The sequence below is a fragment of the Paenibacillus lutimineralis genome, from assembly GCF_003991425.1.
Taxonomy (GTDB): Bacteria; Bacillota; Bacilli; order Paenibacillales; family Paenibacillaceae; genus Fontibacillus; species Fontibacillus lutimineralis.
Genome location: NZ_CP034346.1, coordinates 4,838,687 through 4,862,205, shown reverse-complemented (window position 1 = coordinate 4,862,205; position 23,519 = coordinate 4,838,687). Strand labels below are relative to the sequence as shown.

Annotated in this window: 19 protein-coding genes; 13 read left to right on the top strand and 6 right to left on the bottom strand. The window is 47.4% G+C overall.

Going from position 1 to position 23,519, the window contains the following annotated elements; all coding sequences use genetic code 11:
• Positions 1-28 precede the first annotated feature (28 nt).
• Positions 29-3,580, top strand: coding sequence for a CBM96 family carbohydrate-binding protein (locus tag EI981_RS21690; RefSeq protein WP_162616240.1), 3,552 nt, complete (start codon positions 29-31; stop codon positions 3,578-3,580).
• 298 nt (positions 3,581-3,878) lie between these two features.
• On the opposite strand, the gene EI981_RS21685 is transcribed toward EI981_RS21690, so the two are convergent.
• Positions 3,879-4,775 carry an NAD(P)-dependent oxidoreductase gene (locus tag EI981_RS21685; protein ID WP_127001790.1) on the bottom strand — a complete coding sequence of 299 codons (897 nt, stop codon included), beginning with the start codon at positions 4,773-4,775 and terminating at the stop codon, positions 3,879-3,881.
• Positions 4,776-5,326: 551 nt separating this feature from the next.
• Between EI981_RS21685 and EI981_RS21680 the strand changes: the two genes are divergently transcribed.
• From EI981_RS21680 to EI981_RS21670, 3 genes are all read left to right on the top strand, one after another.
• On the top strand, positions 5,327-6,682 hold the full coding sequence (locus EI981_RS21680) for a glucose-6-phosphate isomerase (protein WP_127001788.1): 1,356 nt from the start codon (positions 5,327-5,329) through the stop codon (positions 6,680-6,682).
• A gap of 106 nt (positions 6,683-6,788) precedes the next feature.
• Complete coding sequence (locus tag EI981_RS21675) at positions 6,789-7,421, top strand: YigZ family protein (protein WP_127001786.1); 633 nt, start codon at positions 6,789-6,791, stop codon at positions 7,419-7,421.
• A gap of 5 nt (positions 7,422-7,426) precedes the next feature.
• Entirely contained in the window at positions 7,427-8,023 is a 597-nt protein-coding gene (locus EI981_RS21670; protein ID WP_127001784.1) for a TetR/AcrR family transcriptional regulator, read from the top strand.
• Positions 8,024-8,216: 193 nt separating this feature from the next.
• Here EI981_RS21670 and EI981_RS21665 read toward each other — a convergent pair whose 3' ends face one another.
• Positions 8,217-8,618 carry a secondary thiamine-phosphate synthase enzyme YjbQ gene (locus EI981_RS21665; RefSeq protein WP_127001782.1) on the bottom strand — a complete coding sequence of 134 codons (402 nt, stop codon included), beginning with the start codon at positions 8,616-8,618 and terminating at the stop codon, positions 8,217-8,219.
• A gap of 646 nt (positions 8,619-9,264) precedes the next feature.
• On the opposite strand from EI981_RS21665, the gene EI981_RS21660 reads away from it, so the two are divergent.
• The gene (locus EI981_RS21660; protein ID WP_127001780.1) at positions 9,265-10,059 is read left to right on the top strand and encodes a hypothetical protein; all 795 of its coding nucleotides are present in this window, start codon (positions 9,265-9,267) and stop codon (positions 10,057-10,059) included.
• A 298-nt stretch (positions 10,060-10,357) separates the two neighbouring features.
• On the opposite strand, the gene EI981_RS21655 is transcribed toward EI981_RS21660, so the two are convergent.
• Entirely contained in the window at positions 10,358-11,332 is a 975-nt protein-coding gene (locus tag EI981_RS21655) for an alpha/beta hydrolase (RefSeq protein ID WP_127001778.1), read from the bottom strand.
• Between the two features lie 474 nt (positions 11,333-11,806).
• On the opposite strand from EI981_RS21655, the gene EI981_RS21650 reads away from it, so the two are divergent.
• Together EI981_RS21650 and EI981_RS21645 are read left to right on the top strand one after the other, a co-directional pair.
• Positions 11,807-12,871, top strand: a complete 1,065-nt coding sequence (locus EI981_RS21650) for a sulfate/molybdate ABC transporter ATP-binding protein (RefSeq protein ID WP_127001776.1) — start codon at positions 11,807-11,809, stop codon at positions 12,869-12,871.
• A 744-nt stretch (positions 12,872-13,615) separates the two neighbouring features.
• On the top strand, positions 13,616-14,389 hold the full coding sequence (locus tag EI981_RS21645; protein WP_127001774.1) for an MBL fold metallo-hydrolase: 774 nt from the start codon (positions 13,616-13,618) through the stop codon (positions 14,387-14,389).
• 113 nt (positions 14,390-14,502) lie between these two features.
• On the opposite strand, the gene EI981_RS21640 is transcribed toward EI981_RS21645, so the two are convergent.
• On the bottom strand, positions 14,503-15,303 hold the full coding sequence (locus tag EI981_RS21640; protein WP_127001772.1) for a Cof-type HAD-IIB family hydrolase: 801 nt from the start codon (positions 15,301-15,303) through the stop codon (positions 14,503-14,505).
• Positions 15,304-15,533: 230 nt separating this feature from the next.
• Between EI981_RS21640 and EI981_RS21635 the strand changes: the two genes are divergently transcribed.
• Positions 15,534-16,025, top strand: coding sequence for an AAA family ATPase (locus tag EI981_RS21635; protein ID WP_127001770.1), 492 nt, complete (start codon positions 15,534-15,536; stop codon positions 16,023-16,025).
• 186 nt (positions 16,026-16,211) lie between these two features.
• Here EI981_RS21635 and EI981_RS21630 read toward each other — a convergent pair whose 3' ends face one another.
• Both EI981_RS21630 and EI981_RS21625 read right to left on the bottom strand, forming a co-directional pair.
• Complete coding sequence (locus EI981_RS21630) at positions 16,212-16,430, bottom strand: hypothetical protein (RefSeq protein ID WP_127001768.1); 219 nt, start codon at positions 16,428-16,430, stop codon at positions 16,212-16,214.
• Between the two features lie 282 nt (positions 16,431-16,712).
• A complete protein-coding gene (locus EI981_RS21625; RefSeq protein ID WP_127001766.1) occupies positions 16,713-17,717 on the bottom strand; it encodes a lipoate--protein ligase in 1,005 nt (334 codons plus the stop codon).
• Positions 17,718-18,065: 348 nt separating this feature from the next.
• Here EI981_RS21625 and cobD point away from each other — a divergent pair, with 348 nt between their 5' ends.
• The 5 genes from cobD to EI981_RS21600 all read left to right on the top strand — a co-directional run bounded on the left by cobD (position 18,066) and on the right by EI981_RS21600 (position 23,484).
• Positions 18,066-19,163 carry a threonine-phosphate decarboxylase CobD gene (gene cobD, locus EI981_RS21620; protein ID WP_193556395.1) on the top strand — a complete coding sequence of 366 codons (1,098 nt, stop codon included), beginning with the start codon at positions 18,066-18,068 and terminating at the stop codon, positions 19,161-19,163.
• 146 nt (positions 19,164-19,309) lie between these two features.
• Positions 19,310-19,888, top strand: coding sequence for an adenosylcobinamide amidohydrolase (locus EI981_RS21615; RefSeq protein WP_237172634.1), 579 nt, complete (start codon positions 19,310-19,312; stop codon positions 19,886-19,888).
• Entirely contained in the window at positions 19,888-20,856 is a 969-nt protein-coding gene (gene cbiB / locus EI981_RS21610; RefSeq protein WP_127004877.1) for an adenosylcobinamide-phosphate synthase CbiB, read from the top strand. The genes EI981_RS21615 and cbiB overlap by 1 nt, the downstream gene beginning before the upstream one ends.
• A gap of 145 nt (positions 20,857-21,001) precedes the next feature.
• Positions 21,002-21,841, top strand: a complete 840-nt coding sequence (locus tag EI981_RS21605) for a hypothetical protein (RefSeq protein ID WP_127001762.1) — start codon at positions 21,002-21,004, stop codon at positions 21,839-21,841.
• A gap of 323 nt (positions 21,842-22,164) precedes the next feature.
• Positions 22,165-23,484, top strand: a complete 1,320-nt coding sequence (locus tag EI981_RS21600) for a hypothetical protein (RefSeq protein ID WP_127001760.1) — start codon at positions 22,165-22,167, stop codon at positions 23,482-23,484.
• The last annotated feature ends 35 nt before the right edge of the window (positions 23,485-23,519 follow it).

Genomic DNA, 23,519 nt, shown 5'->3' with positions numbered 1-23,519 from the left:
TCAAATCTTAATAGAGGAGTGATTGTATTTGACACCTATTACATGGAAAAGATCCGTCATTCTATCTTTATTTGTTATTGTCAGCTTATTCGTGACTAGCGGAGGTTCTTCGATTTACGCGCTTGAAAACAGTAATGCCGTAACCCAGATCCCAATACAAGCCGATACGTATGTGAATGCGGGATCTCTTGCAAATACAAATTACGGTACGGATCCGATGCTTCAGGTGAGAACGTGGTCAAGCGATCCGAATTATACCAGGGAATCCTACATGAAATTTGATCTAAGCTCTTATTCGGGGGAAGTAGGATCGGTAACGCTAAACGTGTATGCAGCAGTAATTAATACGAACGGCAGTCCGTTGGCCTTTCAATTGTACGGGGTGGAGGACGATACGTGGACAGAGAACAGGGTAACCTGGAATGAAAAGCCGGTCATGGACCATTATTTGGCCAATGTGAATGTAGGTTTGACATGGAAATGGATTCAGGTGGACGTGACCTCCTTTGTGAAGGCACAGCTTGCCTCCGATCAGGTTGCCAGCTTCGGGTTGACCCAAGCTGCCAAAAGCGGAGCGTTAATCCATATCAACAGTAAAGAAAATGCAGTAAATCAGCCTTATTTATCCCTATCACATAGACGTGTTGATCCATCGGCGCCAAGGTGGCCCTCCGACGCAAGCGTTGTGATTGAAAATTTAGGCGAGAACGGTTTGGATTTGAAATGGTCGGAAACGCAGTCACCAGGAAATACGGACAATTATCAAATCTATCAAAATGGAAAGTCCATAGCAACCGTAACAAGTGATACGTACCATATTCCGATTCAGGATTTAGATATCGGTAGTACGTACACCTTCAAGATCGAGGCCGGAAACAGTCAAAATAAGTGGAGCCATGATGGCCCCTATGTAACCGTGAACGTTCCGAAAACCGAGCTAAAGCAAATGAAAATTGGAAATGTGTTCAATGAAAATGAACCGATCCAGTTCAAAGTAGCAACACTGCTGCCTAGCGTTACGTGGTCTGTCTACGATATGCAGGGCGCCAAAATGTCCGAAGGTACAGAATTTAATGACCGGGGCAATGCCATCATCAACGTCCCTTATTCGAAACGCGGCTACTTTAAGCTCCGGGCAACAGCGGGATCGTCAGATCAACAAACATCGGTACCATTGGAAACGTCGTTTGCCGTTCTGTCGCCTTATGATTTTACGGCTGTAGCGGATTCGCCTTTCGGGATGGCGACCCATCTGCATCGGGGACAAACGAATACGATCCCGATCATTCAACAGGCAGGCGTCAAATCGGTCCGGGATGGCATCGAGTGGCATGCGATTGAGAAAGCAAAGGGAGTGTACACGTTCAACCCCGTTCCGGATAACTATATGGCGAAGCTCAAAGAGCAAGGCATCGATATGCTGTTTGTCTCTGGATATAACAACCCTTTTTACGACAACAATGGTACGCCATACACCGACCAAGGTCGCGAAGGTTTCGCCAACTATGCCGAAGCTTACGTAGATTACTACAAAGATCAGCTGATCGCGATGGAGGCCTACAATGAATTTCACGGCTCGTTCGGCAAAAGAGGCAACAGTCCTGCCAACTCCCGGCCTGACTATTATTTTAACTTATTGAAAAAAACGTATGAGACGGTCAAAGCCAGCCACCCTGAATTTCCGGTCTATGGCATTGTCGCCTCCGAAGATGCAGTGAGCTGGATCGAGGAAGTGTTCAAGCTGGGCGGGCTGCAATACATGGACGCAGTTACTTTGCATCCTTACCGTTACCCGAGTGAACCGGAAGGTTTGACAGAATCCCTCGATCAAATCAAGGCATTAATTCGCCAATATAATAACGGTCAAGATAAACCGATTTGGATCACGGAATTCGGTTATCCAACCCATAATGCCGCGAATGGCGTTGATGAAATCATACAAGCAAATTATTTGGTTCGCTACTATGTGTCGGCGATTTCAAGCGGAGTCGAAAAAATATACTGGTACGATATGGTGAATGACGGACTTCGTAAAGACTACAACGAAGATAATTTCGGCCTGCTCCGCAATGCAGCTGACCCGTTCGGTGCATTCACTCCGAAACCGGCTTATACCGCATACGCCGCGATGACAAGAGAGCTTACCGGTTGGCAATTCCACGAGGAAGAGTCGCTGGAGTCCGACTTGAAAAGCTACCTATTTATGGATGGTGGACAAAACAACAAGCGGGTCGTATGGTCGCTCGAACCTGCGTCGGCTGTGATCAAGACGAATCAGCCCGTTGAGATTACGGATATGATGGGTAATACGCGGACGTATGTGCCGACGAACGGTAATATTTACGTAACCTTGACGGGAGAGCCTATCTACATCAAGGGAAATATCCAAGCGATAAATAAGGATGCGATGTTTACCGTTTCTGGTGGAGGTGCTCTATCAGGCGAACCTGTGACATTTCAGGTTGAAATGAACAATACAACAGCTGAAGTGCTTGACTTCACATTGGAGGTAGAGGACCAATCCTATGCGTTGAATGCTGGCCCTGGGCAGACCAAGCTACAGTCTGTGGTTGTGAACGGGTTGGATGAACCTGGGACACGGATCGTCAAGGGAGTCTTGAAAGCAGGAGGGCAAGTCGTCGGGCTGCTGCAGTATGTCGCTGCTGTAGAGTCTTCCGAGACGGTTCAAATTCGTCCGGTATTTAACGGTACCGAGCCGCTTAGTCAATCGATCAAAGTACAAATCCGAAATCACTCTAAGTTCAACGCCTTGCCTGTTCATCGTATAGATTGGCAGCTTGGTACGTTATCGGGCCATCAGGAGGTGAATCAAGTGCTGCAACCTGATTCAACAGGAACGTTTGATATCGCGCTGCAAAATGTTGAACTAGGAAAAAGTTTATCATCAGACGTCAAAGTAGCCTATGGAAACAACAAAACCTATGTCTATAAAGGTAATATTGATTTCAATCCAGTTTATAGCGGAACACTTAACGTTGACGGCAATCCCGATCCGCTTATTGTTGTGAAGGCGCCGACCATCGATTTATCCAAAGGTAACGTGAAGGTGAACGGCTACCAAGGGGCCGATGATTTGAGCGGTTCCGTATGGTTGAACTACGACAATGATAATTTTTATTTGACTGCAAAAATCAAGGATAACATTCATGCTTATCCAGCAACCGATGTGAACATGTGGAACAGCGATAGCATCCAATTCGCTATTTCGAACGGTTTGCCCGGAGAGGATCCGAACTATTATGAGTATGGAATTTCGCAAACCTCGGCAGGATCGCAAATTTATCGCTGGATGGCGCCGGTAGGGGTTGAAAAGGGATTGGTCACAAACGGAGAGGTTCGAGTAGCAAGAGACGAAGCCCAGAAGCTGACGACTTATGAATTAGCATTGCCATGGTCGGAATTAGCCCCAATCATGACAGAGAGCGGCGTATTCAACTTTTCGCTGCTGGTGAATGATAACGACGGAAATCAGCGAAGAGGCTTTATCGAATGGGGCGGCGGAATCGGGGACGGCAAAGCGCCAAGTAAATTCCGATCGATGCAATGGATTCAGGAATAGGCTGGTAACGCGAATCAACTCCGTCCCTTATGGGACGGAGTCTTTTTGCTATCAAATACAGACGTAAAAACTTGCAGCCGCAAAACCGACTTTGTATTTTAAGGCATTTTTTTATCTGTAAAAATAGCAAATCGGATCGACTGATCTTTTTCATATAGGGCAGGTTATAGACATATGTACAAAATACGATTTTAGGGCGGCTTGTGAGAGCAAGTAAATAAATGAAAGGCAGGAACAGCTAACGCTGAACCTGCCTTTTTGACAATGATGATTGGGTAGGAATAGAACGGAAATTGGATCAGGACTGCTTGTCACCGATCTTCTGGCCGATCCAGGCTTCGTAAATTTTCACAACGGAGGATAAATCCTCATCGCCATAACCTTCGGTCTGACCAGCCTGGAACAGGCTCTTGGCCAGGTTCAGCATTGGGGCAGGAATGCCGGAATTGTCTGTCAGGGACGAGGCCAGCTTCAAATCTTTCAGCATAAGCGCCAACGAGAACTGGTTCGTGAAATCATGCTCGATGATTTTACGGCCTTTGAGTTCGGCCGCTTTGCTCCCTGCTGAACCTAGCTGCACTAGTTCGAGGAAGCTGTCCACAGGTAAACCCGATTTGGCGGCGATGGCGAAGCCTTCGGCAAGTGCCAGGTTGTTGATGCCAACGATTGTATTGTGAGCGATCTTGGCTACGGCACCGCTGCCGTTTGGTCCCATGTACAGGATCTTCTTACCCATGACTTCGAAGAGGTCACGGCTTTTCTCCAGGGTGTCAGCATTCCCACCTATCATGAAGACGAGCGTCCCGTCGATGGCGGCTGGAGAGCTTCCGGTTACAGGAGCGTCAAGGAAGCTTCCTTCACGCTCTTGAACCTTCGCTGCGGTCTGCTTCACAAGCGCAGGGGAGATCGTGCTGCAATCGATCACGATTGCGCCGGACTTGAGCCCAGAGAGAACACCCTCGGAACCATCGTATACGGCTTCTATCGATTGGTCATTGCTTACCATTGTAATGACGATATCGTTGGATGCCGCTGCTTCCTTGGGAGATGCAGCCTGCTTGGCACCTTGATTAACGAGAGGAGCGCACTTTGAAGCAGTGCGGTTATACACTGTGACTTCATAGCCTGCTTTGAGCAAGTTTGCAGCCATTGGCGCACCCATTGTACCCAGGCCGATAAATCCTATCTTTTTCATGATTGTCCACCTCTTTTTAAGTATCTGCAAACATATTTGTATTTTAACATGTTGGCAGGAAGGGTGCATATTGTGCCCTTGTGTTCATACAGGTTTTACAGTATCCTATTTTTAAGTTGTTTTAGTAGTTGTTCAAAAAGTCCACTTTTGATAAGAAAACCGATCGAAGACATTCAAGGCTGAGCGACCGCGATGCAAAGGTAGGTTTTCTTGCGATATAGAGTTTCATCAGCCATGCTGATAACGAATAAACTCTATATCTATCACGAAGTGAATCAGGAAGCTATTCGGCATCGAATCTTGAATTCAGCCGGGCCTAAGCAGATGCTTACGAAGTCATGTTTCATGCGGAAACATCTTAGGTGCTCACGTACCAACTACGTACGCTCTGCTCCTCAGGCCCTAGCTTCATCCAACCTTCTCGGTGCTGAAATTCGATCTTTTTGAACTTCTATTTAAGAGGTTGTCATTTTTATTTAAGAGGTTTAATGTAACCATTACCTCTTGTGGATAGGCAGTGCGATAAATATACAGATGGAGGTTTGTTTCAGATGAGTAAAAAAGTAACGTTCGATTACAGTAACGCTCTGGAATTCGTAGGACAACATGAGATTGATTATTTCGCTGAGCCGATTCGTCTTGCTCATGATCAGCTACATAAGGGTACAGGTGCAGGCTCTGACTATCTTGGCTGGATTAACCTGCCTACCGAATATGATAAAGAGGAATTTGCCCGCATTAAGAAGGCGGCTGCTAAAATTCAAAATGATTCCGAAGTATTGATCGTAATCGGCATCGGTGGTTCTTATCTCGGCGCACGCGCCGCAATTGAATCTTTGTCGCATTCTTTCTACAACCTACTTCCTAAAGATAAACGCAAAACTCCTGAAATTTATTTTGCAGGTAACAATATCAGCTCCACTTATGTGAATCACTTGCTTGACCTGATCGATGGCAAGGATTTCTCCGTGAACGTCATCTCCAAATCCGGTACGACGACAGAGCCAGCGATTGCTTTCCGTATTTTCCGCGCAGCACTGGAGAAGAAATACGGCAAGGAAGAAGCTCGCAAGCGCATCTATGCAACAACAGATCGCGAGAAGGGCGCGCTCAAGAAGCTCTCGAACGAAGAAGGCTATGAATCCTTTGTTATTCCAGATGATGTAGGTGGCCGTTATTCCGTGCTTACTCCGGTTGGCCTGCTTCCGATTGCCGTTGCTGGCATCGACATTGATGCGATGATGCAAGGCGCAGCTGACGCAGCTAAGGAATACAGCAATCCGAACGTAGCTGAGAATGAGAGCTACCAATACGCTGCAGTGCGTAATGCATTGTATCGCAAAGGCAAAGTAACCGAAATTCTCGTAAACTACGAGCCGTCCCTGCACTACGTATCCGAGTGGTGGAAGCAGCTCTACGGCGAGAGCGAAGGTAAAGATTATAAAGGCATCTTCCCAGCGGCTGTCGATTTCTCTACAGATCTGCACTCCATGGGTCAATTCATTCAAGAGGGCAACCGCAACATCTTTGAGACGGTTATTCAAGTGACTGAAGTATCAAGTCATATTACGATCGAATCCGATCCGGATGATCTTGATGGATTGAACTTCCTCGCAGGCAAGACGATGGACTTCGTGAACAAGAAGGCGTTCCAAGGAACCTTGCTCGCCCATACGGATGGCCAAGTACCTAACCTGGTCGTTAATGTAGAGGATATGACTCCATATTCTTTCGGTTACCTCGTATACTTCTTTGAAAAAGCTTGCGGCATCAGCGGTTACCTGTCAGGCGTAAATCCATTCGATCAGCCAGGCGTTGAAGCTTACAAGAAAAATATGTTCGCGCTTCTTGGCAAGCCGGGCTATGAGAAAGAAAAAGCAGCTCTGGAAGCAAGACTGTCCGAATAATATTACGACGAGTTAATCACCAGAGGACAAAACGCCAGAAAGCAGTTCTTTTCGGGAAAAACCGGATGGGCTGCTTTTTGGCACATTCATAAGGATGAGGATATCAATGTTGGAACGTTACAGAACAGTTAGGCAAGCAGGCGAGAAGGAAATCGTCATTCGCAAATCCCGGTTTATTGGCCATATCAAGCCGGTAGAGAGCGAGGAGGAAGCGGTCGCTTTTATTGAAGAGATCAAGAAGAAGCATTGGAACGCTACCCATAATTGCTCGGCTTATATGATCGGCGAGAGAGATGAGATCCAGAAGCAATCCGATGATGGGGAACCGAGCGGAACGGCAGGCAAGCCGATACTGGAAGTCATTAAGAATCAGAAATTAAAAAATGTGGCGATCGTCGTAACACGTTATTTTGGCGGTATTCTGCTTGGGGCTGGCGGCCTGATCCGAGCTTATACAGATGGTGCCGTAGCAGCCATTGAAGCGGGAGAGGGGATTACTCGGGTACTGCATCAGGAAGTCCTCGTCGAGCTTGATTATACTTGGCTTGGCAAAGCGGAGAACGAGCTTCACAATCGTGGAATCCGCATGGGGCAGACCGAATTTACTGATAAAGTCACATTGCACTGCTTACCGCTCGTAGACGAAGCGAAGCAATTTATCAACTGGATGACGGATATAACTCAAGGGCAGGCAGAGATGATGGCGGGTGACAAGGTTTATTTTATTGAAGGGGAATAATGCCTATGGCAAGAAGAGCAGTAGAGCAGGAATTATCAAGGGAAAGAATTATGGATGCCGCGAGACATTTGTTCATTACGAAAGGTTATCGGGGCATTTCCATGCGGAGCATTGGGCAGCATTTGGGATACAGCCACGGTTCACTCTATTATCATTTCAAAGAGAAGGCGGAGCTGTTCTATGCGATTGTGGTGCAGGACTTCAATCATTTGACCCTGCTCTGTGAGCAGGTGACGAAGCATCCGGTGGTGGATGGACTCACGAAGACCGAGGAACTGATGCTGGAGTTCATTAAATTTGGTCTCGACCATCCGCATCAATACGAGATTATGTTCATGCTCCGTGATGAGGAGATATTGTCCTATTGCCGTGCAGAACAGTCCAAGTGCTTCGATAAGTTCAAGACAATTGTGCAGCGTTTCTTGAAGGAAGAGCAGCATCCGCTGCAGCAGAATCCTTCCTTTCCGCTTAGTATGTTTTTGGGAATACACGGGTTTATTTCGTTCTACATCCAGGACCGTCTTACCTTTGATGAAATCATGCCCGCTGCAGTCGGCCATGTCAAAATGTTAAGTCAGAGCATTTACCGTTTAACGTCATAGGGCGTTTTTGTTTTCCAACTGGACTTTATCCATTTACACTATCATCGCTGTACTTCTGTATTGCATTAATTAAATAGGGTAATGATGCGATTGTTATACATTGCTGGAGTTATTTCATACATGTATGCTTATTTCAAAGAATAAGGGCCTGGGATTCCCGATAAGGAATGCAGGCCCTTTATGTGTCTCAGTTTCAGTCTTCATGTATTTTAACGTAACAACGGCGCTGACGTGGACCGTCGAATTCACAGAAGTAGATGCCTTGCCAGCGTCCGAGCAGCAGTTCACCATCCTCAATGATTACTGTCTGGGAAGTACCAGTAGTGATCGCCTTCAGGTGAGCAGCCGTATTACCTTCCGCATGACGGTATTGTGGATGTTCCCAAGGGTATACCTCATTCAGCCTCATTAATACATCATGCTTGACGTCCGGATCTGCATTCTCATTAATCGTAATTCCTGCGGTCGTGTGCGGACAATAGACGATGACATGACCATGCTTAACTCCGCTTTTATGTACAAATGCCGTAACTTCTCTTGTAATATCACGCATTTCATCCCGCTTGACCGTGGATAACTCCATTCTGTATAGCATATGGCTCACTCCTCATCGGATATTTGGTAAGCCATAGCGTAAGCTGTGACTCTTGTTGAGTTATTTATTTTCTTAGGTACTGAAAATCGACCTTATTGAACACACTTATCATCGTAGAGGTTGCTAAGGGGGGGACCGCCAATAAAACGCTGAAAGCGTACGCTAAGCTTTCTGGAATTAGTAAAAGGCCGATTTTCCGTACGCTAAGGAAGATGAGCTTTTTATCGTGATGTCCATTTATGGTGCTATCTGTCATCTAATATTCTTTTTAATTGTATTTTGGTGACTTGAGAATTGAGTACTTGTAAACCATAGACTATTTCAAGATCATCACTAACCATAACGAGAGGAAGTAGAGAAGCAATACCGGTTTAAAAGTTGATCTGCCATAGAACGCACAAAACAAGCCGGATTTCCTTAGCGTACGGAATTCCTGGCTTGTGTGAATAAAGTTTCGCTTAGCGTACGTTTTTCCGACGCCTTAGAACCCTATCTAACTCTATTAAACTCTGAAAACATCGTTGGACAATAATCGTCAAAATAATACTAAGGAACTATATATTAGTTGTGATACCATATGATACCATATGATACCATAATTTATGATAGATACAATAATAAACAAAAGGAAGAGAGGGTGGTTTTTGTGAAAAAAATTATTTCTTTTAGCCTTGGAGGAGTACTGTTATTGTGTTTTGTTTTATTTTCATCTGTAACATCCTCATCTGTTTTTGCATCAGGGGATAGAGGGAGTTTTTCTCCTAGTTTGTATCAAATGGGATCGTCCTTAGAAGGTGGAACTTCTACATTTGCTGGGTATAAATTTGTAGCAGGTCCCATTAGTGCGTATTTTGAATTATATAGGGATGGTACTTATCTTGGTTCTAAATACGGTGAATCAGATAATTATTATCTCGACAGATACGCTCATGCTCTCATCACAAGTGGAGTTCACACAACATCAGGTTCATACAAGATGACATGGTCAGGAAGAATAGGTAAATATTATTCTGATGGTAGTGACTATACTGACGCTGGAGAAAAAACTTATTATCTTTCTTCTTCTAGAGATAGTAAAAAACAAATATTAGAAGAAGAGATGACCGAAAATAAGCTAGTTCAATCATGGGAAAAAGGGCGCGAAATCATATCACTTAATAATGAATCTTTTTCAGAATGGACATTAATGAATACAGCCCAACTTCATGAGAAACTATCCAACCTTTCTAGGCAGGAACGTTCTTCTTTTCTAAATGCTTTTTATAGTGAAGAAAGAACTAGTAATCTCGATGTAGGTGACTATATGTCTGCTATTTTAATAAGTCCTAATAACTCAGAAGCCTTGGTTTACTGGGAAAAGTCAGATAGTAGATATGTTGTCATACATTTGCTAAATGATGATTCTAATTGGTACGTAGACAGTACTGATATAATAAATTAAAGTAAAATATATTAATGCTAGTCCCCTAGGTTTTTGCATAAAAAAACTAAAAATCGGAAGACGCTGTAACCCTTAAGGTTACAGCGTCTTTTTGTACGGGAAAGCTTTTCTAGGGTCAGTAGTAGGAACGCTCGTCAAGGGTTCGCTCCGCCGTTTACGCACTCTCTGACGGCTCTCTACGGTGTTCTATTTCAATAGAACACACAAAACAAGCCGGATTTCCTTAGCGTACGGAATTCGGCTTGTGTGAATAAAATTTCGCTTAGCGTACGTTTTCCGCGTTTTGTTGGCTGTACCCCTAAGGGAATTTAACAGCCAAAAAATCAAGAATGGCTTGGCTAAACTCAATGTCTTGAGAGGGGTCCTCTGAGTATTGTTCATAACAGACAAAGTGTTCGTTGCCTTGACGGATAAAGGTCGTTACGTCTATATGATGTTTTTTCGCCTTATTAAGCAGCTTCTCGAACTGTTCGTAGGGGATTTGTGTGTCCCCAGTCGAATGCATCATAAGGATCGGGCGCTCCCCCAATTTCGTGATACTCTTCTCGGGAGAATACTTCAGTGCATCGAAGCCAAAGTGGAATCCAAGATATGTATTAATAAAAGGAATATCCATAATACCTATCGCTTTGGGCATCCCGGACATCTCCATATTGGAGATGAACGCATCCGCCCATGAAGAAAATGCAGAGATCGATATAACACCATTCACTTCCGGCAGCTCTTCTGCGGCGTTGATCACTGTGCTGCCTCCCATGGATGTCCCCAATGCGACAACGGGCAGTTCTTTTACTTCTTTATCTGCTCTAATAAAGTCGACCCCAGCCTTTACATCCCGCCATTCGGTCATCCCCAGGCCGATTTCTTTCCCTTCACTTTCACCTCGGGCACGCATTTCAATCAGCAGTGAATCCCAGCCATGGTCAGCAAACATTTTCGAATATCCAAAAAAGGCAGTAACAGAAGGGTTCTGTATTCCGGATAAAATAATAATAGTACCTTTGGAGTCTTCAGCGCGGGTACGCCATGCTGCGAGATGAAGAGAATCATCTGTTACAAGGGTGATTCGCTCTGATGGAATGCCATAGTCCAGAGAATTGAACTGCTGTTGCTCATATCGCTGTCCCAGAAACATTGGCATGATCGAATAGGGGATAAATGTAAGTAAGGCGATAAACAGTACAATCAATACTACAGCAATGATGATTATAATTTTCTTTGCTCTGGATTTTCTGGGCTTTTGGAGAACCTCATTCACCACATTATCGTTCATTGCTATGCTCCTTTACGTTAGATAAATCTAACGGAAGCCTCAGTCGCTATTTTGCAAATGATGATCATGTTGAAATTGTAACGGAAATGAGAACCTCTATTGCTGGTTAACAGCCCTTTTTCGCAGAATTTCTTGTTATAAGATTGTTCTTTTCCGTTAGTTTTTTAAAAGTCGCTTTTTCTCTAATAGCGTCCACTATTTCCGTTAGCCTAGGACAATAATCCTATAGTGAATTATACCACATGGTGGAAGTTGTTCCACCATATTATTGCCTTAAGCTATTGTTCCGGGTTTTTAGTATGCTGGGAAGACTAGAAATATTTGGTTGACTGAGGTTAGACGGTTTGATAAAGTGTTTAATAAGAAAAAAACCAAGTAATTACATATGAAATTATGGAATGTTGATCTTACATAGCTGGCAGTCTTACTCAATCATCTGCTGCCGGAATTGATGAAAGGATGTGGCCTCTTCCGATGCATATAGAAGTACGAAATCTGGATAAGCATTTTGGCAATTTCCATGCCGTGAAAGACGTGAGCTTTGATATTGAAAAAGGACAGTTGATCGGATTGCTCGGACCAAGCGGAGGGGGCAAGACCTCGATTCTTCGCATGCTGGCCGGGCTGGAGCAGCCGGATTCAGGGGAGATTCTGTTCCATGGACAGCGCGTGAATGAACTTGCACCACAGGAGCGCGGAATCGGCTTCGTATTCCAGAGCTATGCACTGTTCAAACATATGACGGTTTTTGATAATATCGCCTTCGGACTCCAGGTCAAAAAAGTGGCCAAGAGTGCGATAAAAGAACGAGTGATGGAGCTGGTAGAGCTAACTGGGCTTAAAGGGTTCGAGGGCCGTTATCCGCATCAGCTCTCCGGCGGCCAACGCCAAAGAGTCGCCTTCGCCAGGGCGCTTGCACCGGAGCCGCAGCTTCTGCTGCTTGATGAGCCCTTCGCTGCGATTGATGCGAAGATCCGCCAAGAGCTAAGGTCCTGGCTGCGAGAGTTGATTGAACGTGTTGGCATTACATCGATTTTCGTCACTCATGACCAGGATGAGGCAATTGAGGTCGCGGATGAGATTATGATCATTAGCGAAGGCCGACTGGAGCAGAAAGGATCACCATGGGACATTTACCGGGAGCCGAGGACGCCGTTTGTCGCCTCCTTTATCGGCCAATCAACGTTGGTTGATAACCCGTCCGAGCTGAGAGGCTTCGAGACGGAGGTATTGGGTTCGCAAGCAAAGGCCTTAATCCGCCCGGAATATATCGAGATTGGCAGTGAGCGGGATTTCACCTTACTGTCTGCTACTTCTGTTGGAGTTGTGAAGCATGTACATTTCCGCGGAAGCGAATGGCTCGTTGACGTTGAAGTGGGAGGAAATGTACTAACGACCTTTCGCTCACTGGAGAAGGAGACACTTGAAATTGGGCAGGAGATTCGCGTTCTTGTACATCGCGCTTATCTATACAATGAGGAGCGCAGCTGGATTGTGGAGAATCCGTTGAAGCTAAATCCGATGAGCGCTATGATATAGGCGAGGTGATGCAATGATTGCGGGACTCATCGTATATGGCTTGCCAGTCCTTGCCGCGTTGCTTTATGTGAACACAGTTAGTCTTTTTAAGAAAATAAAGCGTGGGGAAGATACGACGAACAATACTGCTTGGGGCGCTATTTTAATCGCAATTATAGTCTTTGGATTTCTTGTACTAATAGGCATTTCAGAATGAAAATAAGCAAAGGACCTGGCGAAAATGCCAGGTCCTTTATGTTATGGGGGAGCCGGGATGATGGACGATAGATATAACTCTGTCATTTCGGGCTGCGAAGATAAAAGTGTATAATTTATGTAGAAAGTGACAGTTTTTTATAGTTCGTGTTCAAAAAGTTCGGTTTTCAGCACCGAGAAGTTGGATGAAGCTAGGGACTGAGGAGCGGAGCTACACGTTTTCGTAGAAAACGACCTCGTAAGCATTTGCTTCTAGTGGGTACGTGAGCACCTGAGATGTTTCCGCAGGAAACATGACTTCGTAAGCATCTGCTTAGGCCCGGCTGAATTCAAGATTCGATGCCGAGTGGCCACCTGATTCACTTCGTGTTAGATATAGAATTTATTCGTTATCAGCGTAGCTGATGAAATTCTATATCGCAAGAAAAACTACCTCTGGATCGCGGTCGCTCATCCTTGAATTACTTCGATCGGTTTTCTTATTAAAAGCGGACTTTTCGAACAACTTCTTATAGATAAAGAATTGATTATGGAACGGAGAGGACATGGATGGATCAACTTGTGTTCCTTGGTACAGGTGATGCGATGGGCGTGCCAAGACTGTATTGCGATTGCGAAGTATGTACGGAAGCAAGGAGCGGCGGAGAGAACCGGAGGTATCGTTCTGCTGTAGCAGTAGAATGCGGGGCAGAGGAGCAATTCATGATCGATTGTGGTCCGGATTTCCGGGTCAGCATGGAGCGGCGTGGCCAGAGATTTATCGAGCACATGCTGATTACGCACGCTCACTTCGACCATATCGGAGGATTGCCGGAATGGGCCGATGCCTGCCGCTGGCTGGGGAGAAGAGGGCAAATGTACGCTCCCCGTGAAGTCGTGGACATCATTCTACGCCAATATCCTTGGCTGGAACGGAATCTCGATATACATTTTGTGGATGAAGGTATCGTATTGGCTAGATGGAAGATATATGGCTGGAAAGTAAACCACGGCAAGAATGGCTATTCCTATGCCTATCGGCTTGATAAGCCCGGCTACGCCTGGGCTTACTGCTCGGATTCCATCGATTTGCCGCCGGAGCAGAGAGCGCCGCTCCAAGGGCTTGATCTGTTGATCCTTGGAACAAGCTTCTATAAAGAGCTGGCCGAATTCTCTACGCGGTCTGTCTATGATGTAACGGAGGCACTGGGTCTACTGCAGGAAATTAAACCAAAGCGTACGATCTTTACACATATGTCTCATGATATCGATCAGCGTAAGGATTATGCTCTGCCTAAGGGTGCATCCTTTGCCAGCACAGGAATGAGAGTGTCGCTAGGGTAGGATTAGATGTTTAGAGCCCGATGATACATCGGGACAAAGAGAAAAGGGCCTGAAATCCATGAAGAAGTGGATTTCAGGCCCTTTTAGCCAGAAAACTAACCTGAGGGTTATTATTACTCCGGTTGTAGTATGAACTTGTCGATGGCTGCTTTAACTCCATCTTCATTATTGCTAAGCGTTACATAATCGGCGAGCTCCTTCAGGGCTGGAATCGCGTTGCCCATCGCCACACCAAGACCGGCGGCCTCCAGCATTTCATGGTCATTCCAGGAATCACCAATCGCAATCGTCTGCGACATATCGCAGCCAAAATGAGCAGCCAGGAACTTTAGGGCATGGCCTTTCGTACCTTCGTGATGCATAATTTCAAGGAAATTCGGCTTCGATTTTGTAATATGCACATCCTCGCCGAGCAACTCGCGAAGCTGAGGAGCGATTTCATCTAAATAGTCGGGATCATCAATGATGAGCAGCTTCGGCGTTGGATGAGCAGCCAGCTTGGCAACATCAGGTTCAATATAATACTCCGTCCGGTTCAGCGTCGTGTAATCGATCAGCTTCTGATTCTCTTCCCGGGCGAAGAGCTTATCGTCAATATAGGTCTGCAAGTGCAAATGATGCAGCATGCAGTAATCGAACACCTTACGGACCGCTTCCATAGGTACATAGCGTTCATATAGCACCTTCTCATCGAGAAGGTTTTTAACTAGGGATCCCTGATAGGTTATGATCGGTACATTCATTCCTATCTGGCGGGCAATCGCCTGTGCCGAGGCGTAGGCACGTCCGGTGGCCAGCGTAACGATGACCCCCTTAGCGATCGCTTGCTCCAGCGCCTGCTGGGTGGCCGGGGTGACTTCCTTGCTGTCGTTGATTAGAGTATCGTCGATGTCGATGGCAATCAGCTTGTACATGCTCCCTCTCCTTTGATGGTTTCTTTATCTATCGATAGCTTGACTACCTCTATTGTACCTTTCAGACTATATAATTCAATTCCAATCCAGAAAAAAGAAATATAAGAGGTTGTTTAAAAAGTCCCCCTCGTCTAACTTTTTAAACACGCTCTATAATCAATTTTTCTATTTACGGGAATGTATGTTCTTGGTTTCGCAAGCCTACCCGGCAGTTGTCTCTCGGAGAGAGGATGAAATGCGAGTTCATTATGGCGATGTTGCATCGCCCAGATGTCGTCTTCCTCGATGAGCCAACGATCGGACTGGATGTGATCGCTAAGGAGAGAATTCGCTCATTTGTGCTGGAGATGAATCGGCGCGGTGTGACGTTCATTCTGACAACGCATGATCTGGAGGATATTGAGCAATTGGCGCGACGGGTTATCGTCGTGAACCACGGTGAGATCGTATTTGATGATTCTATCCAGGCACTGCGCGGATTTTTAGGTGAGAAGAAGACAGTACATCTCACGACAGAACTGGCCCCAGATTGGCGGGCGATCGAAGGGGTCAGTGTACTGAAGCAAGATTCTCTTACTGAAGCTGAACTGGAGCTGGATACGAGTATTATGCTGCTTCAGAAGTTCATTTCCTTCGTGAACGAGCGGTATACGATCCGGGACATGGCGCTGAATGCTCTACCGATTGAACGTATCATTAAGGAATTATATGTGGGAGCATAAGCGAAAGGATATCGTCCGCATGGGCTTACCTCCTACTGATTGCGGTTATGTAGACTGTCCTGAACCCAGATCTCTTAGGGCGAGGACAGTCTTGTTTCTATGTCAGAGCGAAGTTGACGGCGGTGTCAACAATCCTTGTGGAAAAGGGAGGAATCCACAGTTTGGCAACGTTGCTACATCCGTTAATTATTCACCACCACCAGGGAAAATCTCACGGATTTTGCAGAATGGAATCTTTACGCGGAGATGCACTTCGTCGCTGCAAACGCGGAGCACAAGACAACTGCTGGACATAAATAAAATAACGCCCTCGAGCTCGCGGTCATCTCCTAATACGATAAGAGCTTCTTGATTCAAGAGCCGCTGCGCCCTGTCGTGCAGCGATTCTTGTGTTTTGCAGCTCATATAATAGCTCACCTCTTTTCGTTAAGATAATGCATCATATGAGAGACTATCGAATCTTGATAGGGCCAATAGATAGCTATAGAAGAAATGTAGATAAGCCACGGTTCGACTAATTGGATGGAGAAAGCTTAAGGTTGGAGAGTTAAATGCAGAGGAGCATGGGTGCAAATTTTGTTGACGAGTTGCATTGACGCGAGTTGAAAATAAAAGCCCGGACAAGAAAGCTTGAAGAAAGCTCCCGTGTCTGGGCAGATGCATACATAATAATATATTTTCCAGGTACTATTCTTCCAGGAACACCAGACCGATAAATTCATCCTTGTCGATGTTGCCGAAATAGTATTTTACATCGATATCTGCAAGTGCTTCACGGACCGCGCCTTCTTCGTAGCGGATGCCTCTAAGCTTGTCCTCGATATCAACGACATCTCCGACGCCGAAGAAGTCACCGTAGATTTTAATGTTGCGAATATGCCCCTCTTCGATGTCCATACGCAGGTCAATAATGCCTGCAGGGAACTTCTTGGCATGCTTCACATTGCTGGCTGGGGACAGACCATAGTTCCAGTCCCAGTTCTTATAGCGCTGCTGTGAAATTTCATTGATTTTTGCCCAATCGGCTTCAGTCAATTTGTATTGCGGCACTTGATCTGCTTCCATTCCGAAAATATGACGCAGCAATTCCGCACGGAATTCCTCAATCGTCATTTTGTGATCCATGAAGTCGCTAATATTGGCAACACGGCTGCGCACCGATTTAGTACTCTTGGATTTAAATTTCTCTGGATTGGCCTTCAAGGAGGCTTGGACATTATCCAAATTGGAGTTGAACATCAGTGTACCGTGGCTGAACATCCGTCCGCGTGTGGAGAATTGGGCATTGCCGGATATTTTCTGCTCCCCGACCTGAAGATCGTTCCGTCCCGACAGCTCGGCATTAACGCCCATTGATTTCAGAGCTTCAACAACTGGCTGTGTGAATTTGCGGAAATTGTGGAATGAATCACCGTCATCCTTCGTAATGAAGCTGAAGTTAAGGTTGCCGAGATCATGATAGACTGCACCGCCTCCCGATAGACGACGAACGACTTGAACTCCGTTCTCCTTGCAGTATTCCTGATTGATCTCTTCGATCGTATTCTGATGCTTGCCGATGATGATCGATGGGGCATTGATATAGAACAACAAATAACTGTCGTCCTCCAGTGGAAGATGCCTTAATGTATATTCTTCAATAGCGAGGTTAATCGATGGATCGTTAATTCCTTGATTATCAATAAACAGCATATGATTCAGCCTCCATTGCCTGTAAGATGTATTCTTTGTATATTCACTTCTATTGTAAACCAATTGCAAGTCAAACCAAAGTATCGTTGTCATTTATTCATGGAAAATGCATGTAATCCTTCGTCGACCCGTTGGCCGGAGGAGTTACGCCATCTTGCCGTATGTAAAACGTGATAAAGCGTGTTGTGTCTAGAAGTGAATAAGTGTGAAAAACAGCAGCAATTATTTAGGGCTGACGATTGACGAGAGTCAGAGCATATCTTCATAATGGTATAATCATATTTAATCATACCTGAGAGCAGTTCAAACCTGTTGAACCTTTCTGAAAGAGAGGAAGAGAGTAGTAATATGTTGCTGGAAGTGTACGGACATGGCGGAGATTTACAGACCGCCGCAGAACGTTACGGAATTGCCCCGGGGCAGATGATGGATTTGAGCGCCAATATTAATCCGCTTGGTCCGCCGCCCGGCTTACTGGATAAATTGCAGGAGGTTCTACCGGAAATTGTAAAGTATCCGGATCCTGGTCATCGTCGCTTGGTATCCTTGTTAAGCCAGCGTTATGCCGTGGAACCGGGCTGTCTTGTGATCGGTAATGGCGCTGCGGAGAATATGGCACTGGCCCTGTTAGCCCTATCTCCAACGAAGGTGGGCATCATTGAGCCATGCTTCTCGGAGTATCGGACACTGGCTGAACAGTTCGGCGCACAGGTCAGCTCAGTGTCCGGGTCGGCGAAGAGAGCCTTTCGGGCGGAGCCACAGGACGTTGAACGCTTGATTATCGAGACGGATCTTGTATTTCTGGGACAACCCAACAATCCGAACGGCGTGCAGTATCCGCTTGATGAACTACGCAGATTTGCGGATATTGCCGAACGGAGCGGTACTTATTTGATTGTTGACGAAGCTTTTGTTGACTTCATACCCGAACAGCAGAGACAGTCGCTGCTGCCAGAGCTGACAAAGTATAGCCAACTTGTACTCATCCGTTCGATGACGAAATTTTATGCGATTCCTGGGCTAAGACTTGGCTTTGCGATCGCTTCACCGGAGCTTGCAGCTAGGATGCGTGGCAAGCAGGTAACCTGGAGCGTCAATTCGTTGGCTCTGGCCGCCGGAGAGGTGTGTCTACAGGCGGATGAGGCCTATGAGCAGGCGACCATTGTCATCATTATGGAGCAACGTAAGCTGCTGCATGCTGCCTTGCAAGAGCTCGGCTGCGAAACGTGGCCAGGAGAGGCGAACTTCATGCTTGTCCGTCTACCTGAAGGCTGGACAGCAGCTGAGGTTCAAACTGAGCTTGGAAAGCGCGGAGTGCTGGTTCGTAGCTGTGCGATGTATGCAGGGCTTGGTGAGCGCGATATCCGGATTGCAGTCAAAGGAGAATATGAGAGCCGGAGACTGCTCACGGAATTGAGCGTTGTGCTGGGGGGGAAGACAAGATGACATTGCCATTTATAGATGGAGTCGAGCAGGGGCTCTATGAATCGGAGGCTTGGCCGGGACTGAAGCTGCTGCGGAAGGAGCGCCATTTGTTGCTAACGCCCCCGACTTCGCTCCATGGAGTTAGCAGTGCTGTCTACGGAGGCGGTATGCGCAAGCTTCGCCAAGTCGTGAATATATATGTGGACAAGCATTATCGCTGCGATGAGCCGGAGAATGATATTCGGCAATTGCTGCAGGAGTGGGATTTACCGGAGCAGGAGACCGCCGGGTTGCTGACGGCGGTGAGGCTGCGCTACGCGGCGGTTGCCGAGGAGCGCACCAATGATTACGCCGTGTTCTGCTGCGCAACGGCGGGGGCTTCGAACTCCGCACGGGCGGGAGTTCAGCGGACGACGTTCCCGGCGCTTTGGACGCCGGGGACGATCAACATCCTGCTAGCGGTAGACGGCAGGATGACGGATGCAGCGCTGGTGAACGCCGTCATCACGGCGACGGAGGCCAAGACCGCAGCGCTGCAGGACCTCGGCGTGCTTGATGCCGAGAATGGACTTGCGGCCACCGGCACCACGACAGACGCGGTCGTGCTCGGCGCCAGTCAGCGGGCCGATTGGCCGCTGCTGCATGCCTATGCCGGGACCGCGACCGATCTGGGCGGCACGGTAGGCCGCCTGGTGTACGCCGCCGTGGGCGAGTCGCTGTGCGCTGCAGCGGGTGAGCGTCGATGATGGCGGCGTGGTGGGTGCTGCCGGCGGCGTATGCACTCGACCGGCTGCTCGGCGATCCAAGATGGCTTCCCCACCCGGTCATCGGGATGGGGAAGGCGATCGCCGTAGTCGAGGCGCTGCTGCGCCGCCTATGTAGGCCCCGCCACTACCGGGTGGCGGGGCTGCTGCTGCCGCTGACCGTTGTTGGCGGCAGCTTCGCTCTCACCTGGGCCGTGCTGTATTTGCTGGCCCAGGTGAGCCCGTGGCTGTCCGCAGCTGCGGAGGCGATCGTCATCTGGACGACGATCGCTTCCAAGGGCTTGCGGGACGCCGGGATGGAGGTGTGCGCCCAGCTGCGCAAGGGCGACCTCCCGGCAGCCCGACGATCGCTTGGCATGATCGTCGGGCGCGACACGAGCCATCTCGACGAGCCGGAGATCGCCCGCGGCGCCGTCGAGACGGTCGCCGAGAACATCGTCGATGCGATCGTGTCGCCGCTGTTCTTCGCCCTGCTCGGCGGCGCCCCGCTGGCTATCGCATACCGGGCTGTGAATACGCTGGATTCGATGGTCGGCTACAAGAACGACAAATATATCGATCTGGGTTGGGCCTCGGCCCGGCTGGACGATGTCGCGAATTATATTCCGGCGCGTATAACAGCCTTGCTGCTGTTCCTTGGGGCTTGGATGATGAGGCTTGATGTGAAGGGGGCTGTCCGCGCTGTACGGCGTGATGCTCCGAAGCATCCTAGTCCAAACAGCGGCTACCCGGAAGCTGCGGTAGCCGGAGCTCTAGGCATTCAGCTTGGCGGAGAGAATTCTTATCATGGTGTCGTATCGTTCCGTGCTCATATGGGAGAGAAAACTCGTGAGCTTCGTGGCGAAGATATCCCACATGCGGTCGGATTGATGTTTTTCGCAGCGAATGTGGCAGTTCTGCTTGGAACGTTGATTACGGTCTGGGTGAATGGCGGATGGCATTGGATCTGAGCAAGAACTACGATGTGAAGCTTTCTAATAGATAGGTGCAGGTACGGGATGACCGGAAGTTATTCCTGCCGTCTTGTATCACTAGCTTGTGAATGGTTAAAAAATAAATAATAAAATCACTTATATGATGAAAGGTGGAGAAGCAATGGGATATGAATTTGTGATCGAGCCGCTAAGCTATATCGCCTTCGAGGACGAGACGGCACAGTTGGAGCAATGCAAGGAATGGGGACTAGTATCCGGCAAAGCCACGAAGACAAAGGCGTTCTATTACAAAGGATACGGCCAGAATCTTCCCTGTAATATCGTTGGAATGGTAGATAAAATTACCGCAGTTATTGAACTGGAAAATAAGCAATTGCACTGCATTCACCCTTCTTACTTGAAGGAGATGCAGGCGGCGAGCTATGGACAGAAGCCGGTTGCAGATGAGACGGGTGCTGCTGATCCTGAAAATGCAGTGTTGAAGATCGACGAAGCATCCATCTCTAACGAAGTACAGGTGGAAGAGGAGACCATGGAGAGTTCTGAAGCAGTGATGACTGCAGCGGCAGCTCAGAATACGGAAACAATAACGGCTGAATCTGCTGCCAAGTCTCCTGAGGCGGTCGAACCGCCTATCATTGATATTTCGGATCCCGATTATGCGCCAAAGGAAAAAGTGAAGAAAGCGAAGAAGTCGAAGATTGAACTGCCTGAAGGCAAAGTGAAAATGATGGCTACAGTGCAGGATTTCACGACGGTGCCGAATCATTTTGCCGATCGGGACGATGAAGTAATTATCTACGAGGCGGTTGCAATTCTGGATCCAGAGACCGAAATCGGAGAAGCCTGGTCGAGTCACAGCGCGACACTTAAAAAGCTTGAGCTTGCCATCGGGGATAAGATTAGCTTTGAAGCCAAAATTGTTGCTAAGAAGCTGACCAAGCACCCAGTTGCCTATAAAATCAACAACCCGGCCAAAATTCAAAAGGAAAATTCATAAACAAATCAAATAGTGTTTTCTAAAGCCATTTCTAACGAAACTGAGGATCGCTATTTAGGCTAGATAATAGCTGCAAAAATTGTAACGAAACTGGGTATCGCTATTGCAGTAAATGAATGGCTAAAAGCCTGTTTTTCTCCCAAATAACGATCCGTAGTTTCGTTAGATTTAATTTATCGCTGTTTTTTAAGGATAACGATCTGTAGTTTCGTTAGAGATTGAAATGGATTTGCAGGAGCATTTTCCAACAGTCAGAAAAGCAGTTCTCAGCGTTTTAACCCTTCGACTTTTCATTTTAGTCATAGAGAGGAGGAACCTTATCCATGCAAATCAAGATTGGTATTATTGGCATTCAGCCCGTTGTAGATAAGCTTCTAAAAGTGCTCAAGGCGTTCCCGACGTTTATGCCGGTGGTGAAGATCGTGCAGGACGAAGTTGATATTCCCGCGGCTGCCGAGCTGCTGATGACAGAGGTGGAGGCGCTGATTCTGTTCGGCGCTCAATCGCACCGCAAGGTGAAGGAGAAAGTCAATGTAACGATTCCAGTGCACTATGTTCCGTTGACCGGGGCAGGGCTGTACAGGACGCTGTTTCGAGCCCAGCAGACCGGACGTCTGGATGGCGGCATCTCCATCGATTCACTGACCAAGACGATGGTCATGAACGCTCTTCAGGATCTCGGTATTGAGCAGACGAGGATCGTTCTCTACAATGGTCCTGCACATGCTTCAGCGGACAAGCTGTTTGCTTTTCACCAACAGCAGCTGAACGCCGGGACCTGCTCTCTGGCGATTACCGGGGTAGAATCGGTCGCCCGCAGGTTATCCGCCGCTGGTGCTGCCAATGAATGGCTGGTTCCATCGGATCAGGATATGAGCGTGACCCTGGAGCGCGCGCTGCTGTCTACGGAATCACGGCGGATGAAGGAATCGCAAATTGTGGTGGGCATGATCAAGGTTGATGAGTTCGGGAAGCTTGTGATGAAGCGCGGCAGCGAGCATGAGGTGCAGAAGCTGAAGCTCGACATCCACCGGATGGTATTGGATTATGTTGAGTCGCTGGATGGCTACCTGACGCCGATCGGCGGCGATGAGTATTTATTTTTTACGACGCGAGGCATCTTCGAGCGAGAAACCGGTGGTTACAAGACGATTCCGCTGGCCAAGGATGCTAACCAGTCCTTTGGGATTTCCCTTAGCTTTGGAGTGGGGTTTGGAACCTCGGCCAATGAAGCGGGAACCAACGCGCGGGCCGCGCTGCGTAAATCGAGGGAAGCTGGCGGGAATACTTGCTTCATTATCCGCGAAGATCAGACGCTGATCGGGCCGCTGGAAATGTCGGATCCCATACAGACTGTGCTGCCCCCAACTTACTCTGGCTTAATCAAGCAAGCGGAGGAAGCGGGAATGACTAGCGCTTATTTGAGCAAGCTGCTGTCTTATACGGCGAAATCCAGCAAATATGAATATACGGTACATGAGCTTGCTGCTTTGCTTGATATTACAGTCAGAAGTGCCCACAGGTTGCTGCTGCTCTGGATCGATAACGGGCTAGTTGATATTGCCGGAATGGAGAAGGTGCCAAAGGGACGACCACGGCAAATTTATCGCTTTTCATTCTTGAAGGATAAGGCTATGATTTAAATTTTTTAACTATTTAAAGACGATTTAAAGATTTG